Source organism: Dermacoccus sp. UBA1591 (assembly GCF_002322065.1).
Taxonomy (GTDB): Bacteria; Actinomycetota; Actinomycetes; order Actinomycetales; family Dermatophilaceae; genus Dermacoccus; species Dermacoccus nishinomiyaensis.
In genome coordinates this window covers 1-2,695 of record NZ_DCNR01000076.1, presented here as the reverse complement: position 1 = coordinate 2,695, position 2,695 = coordinate 1, and the positions used below count along the sequence as shown (strand labels likewise).

Genomic DNA, 2,695 nt, shown 5'->3' with positions numbered 1-2,695 from the left:
CGGGCCCCATCGTCATGCGGGGCGCGGGTGCTGAGGCCCGCCGGCTGGCGTCAGTTCTCTCGACGTCCGGCGAACGCCGCGCCGCCGATGGCGACGACACCCGCCGCAGCGAGGCCGATGCCGGCGAGGTTCATCGAGTCGTGGCCGACGTAGTCGGTGTCGACCTTCGGGCCCTCACCGCCGCCCGTCGTGTGCGACGGCGACGGCATCGCCGTGGAGCTGGCCGTGCTCGTGGACGGCGCCGTCGGGCTGGTGCTCGCGCTCGTCGTGGGACTCGTCGACGTGGTGGGCGAGGTCGACGTCGTCGGCGACGTGCTCGTCGTCGGGCTCGTGGGTTCCGTCGACGTGGTGGGCGACGTCGTGGGGCTCGTGGGTTCCGTCGACGTGGTGGGCGACGTCGTCGGGCTGGTGGGCTCCGTGGTCGGGCTCGTCGGCGTGGTCGAGGTCGAAGGGGCCGAAGCCGTCACCGTGATGGAGTCGACGACCTTCGTGCCGCTCTTGTAGGTGCAGGCGCTGTCGAGGGACGCAGTTGTTCCGTCCGCCTTGGTGCCCGTGAACGTGGACATGAACGTGTCAGGCGCCGAGATCGTGTACGTACCGGCGTTCTTCGGCGTCATCGTTGTGTCGGGCGAGCCTGCCAGGGGCAGCACGAGGTGGCCGTCGGGCCCGAAACCGCCGTAGGTGCCGTCGTTGACCCAGCCGTTGTTGAAGATGTGCGTCTTCGCGGTCGTCAGCTGCACGTCCTGCGTGGTCGTGCCGTCGGGGCCCGCGATCGTCACCGTGTTGGGCGTCGACCCGCTGACGTAGTTCCAGCCGAGGAAACCGGCCATCGCGTTGCCGAGGTCGCCCGGCAGCGTGATCTGGCCCGTGACCTTCGAGACGGTGATGGGCGAACCGACGGTGCCGCTCGTCGGAGCGTTGGTGTCGATGGCGACGGTGACGTCCTTGTCGCCGACGGCCGTGTTGCACGTGTAGACGAGTTCCGTGGCCGCGCTGGCGCTCGGCGCCATGGCTGCGACACCGATGAGGGAGGCGCCGCCGACGAGGCTGAGGGCGCCAATCGATGCAAGACCGCGGCGGGTGCGAGAGGCGGGGCGAACTGAGTGCTTGCTCATGGAAAACAACTCCTGAGGGTCGAAACAGGGGGTCGACGGGCGCAGGCCCTACCTGAGCGTAACCCCGTGTGACGTGACACACATCGCTTTTGCGGCGGTTCACCTACGGAAGCGTAGGTTTTCTCGGTGCGCGAGAAGAGGGCCGCGCGATCCGGCGTGGCTCGGACGAACGATGGGGCGGTGTCGCTGCCTGGCGCTCAGGCCGGGCCCGTACCGTGCGCAAGGGCTGCATCTACTTGTCGATATCTGATTGATAAATGAGACCCACCTCGCTGCGCCAAGGCCGGCATGCTCCGCAAGCTCCGACGTCGGCCTCAGCTCCGCTCGGCGGGACTCATTTGTCTATATCCCCGACCACAAAGAACATCGACCCCAAGATCGCCACCATGTCGGCCAAGAGTTGCCCCCTCATCACCTCGCCGAGGCACGCCATGTTGTTGAACGACGCCGAACGCAACTTCAACCGCCACGGCGTCTTCTCACCGCGCGACACGATGTAATACCCGTTGAAACCGAGCGGATTCTCCGTCGCCACATACCCATCGCCCTCAGGCACCTTCAGCACCTTCGGCAACTTCACGTTCACCGGCCCCGGCGGCAAGCTCCGCAGCACTTCGATGCAGGCGTCCGCGAGATCGAGCGACACATGCGTCTGATCGAGCAACACCTCGAGACGAGCCAGCGAATCACCCTGGGAGCGCGTGATGACGCGCCCCGGCCCGCCCGGAGCGAACAGCTCTCCGTAGGCGAGATATGGGTCGTCGCGGCGCAGGTCGACGTCGACGCCCGACGCGCGCGCGATCGGCCCGGTGATGCCGTACTGCTCGACCATCTCGCGAGAAACGACGCCAACGCCCTTCGTCCGCGCATTCAAGATCGGATTACCGACGATGAAGCTCTCGATCTCCGGCATGCGTGAACGCACGAGAGAAACGGCCGCCGCGGCGCGATCGAGCCACCCGGCCGGAATGTCGTCGCGCAGGCCGCCGACGCGGTTGAACATGTAATGCAGGCGGCCGCCCGCGATTTCCTCCATGACGCCCTGCAGCTCTTCGCGCTCACGGAACACGTAGAACATCGGCGTGATGGCGCCCAATTCGAGTGGATACGAACCGAGGAACATGAGGTGATTGAGCACGCGATTCAACTCGGAGAGCAGCGTCCGCGTCCACGTCGCGCGCTCAGGCACCTCCATGCCCAGCATCTTCTCGACGGCTAGGGCCACGCCGATCTCACTGCTGAACGCCGACAGCCAGTCGTGACGGTTCGCGAGCACGAGGATCTGACGGTAGTCGCGCACCTCGAACAACTTCTCGGCGCCACGGTGCATGTACCCGACGATCGGCTCGCACTTCGTGATGCGCTCACCGTCGAGCGTGATGCGTAGGCGCAGCACGCCATGTGTCGCCGGATGCTGCGGGCCGATGTTGAGCACCATGTCCGACGTCGCGAGCCCACCCGCGCCCATGCCGACGGTGAGTTCACGCGGGGACGACGCAGGAGACGACATGCCCCCAGTTTGCCAAACGCGACGACGCCCGCCGCGGCGCCGCGCCCTGATGGAGTGGGGCACGTGGGCG

Annotated in this window: 2 protein-coding genes; both read right to left on the bottom strand. The window is 66.9% G+C overall.

The annotated features are described in order from the left end of the window. Window positions 1–50 precede the first annotated feature (50 nt). Window positions 51–1,115 (bottom strand): DUF6801 domain-containing protein, encoded by a 1,065-nt coding sequence (locus B2284_RS07840; protein WP_286697353.1) that lies wholly within the window; start codon window positions 1,113–1,115, stop codon window positions 51–53. 334 nt (window positions 1,116–1,449) lie between these two features. Next, window positions 1,450–2,625, bottom strand: a complete 1,176-nt coding sequence (locus B2284_RS07835) for an NADH-quinone oxidoreductase subunit D (protein WP_006944020.1) — start codon at window positions 2,623–2,625, stop codon at window positions 1,450–1,452. Window positions 2,626–2,695 lie beyond the last annotated feature (70 nt).

Excerpts from the sequence above, each read along its gene's own strand:
- B2284_RS07840 (WP_286697353.1), bottom strand. The coding sequence starts at position 1,115 with ATGAGCAAGCACTCAGTTCGCCCCGCCTCTCGCACCCGCCGCGGTCTT.
- B2284_RS07835 (WP_006944020.1), bottom strand. The coding sequence starts at position 2,625 with ATGTCGTCTCCTGCGTCGTCCCCGCGTGAACTCACCGTCGGCATGGGC.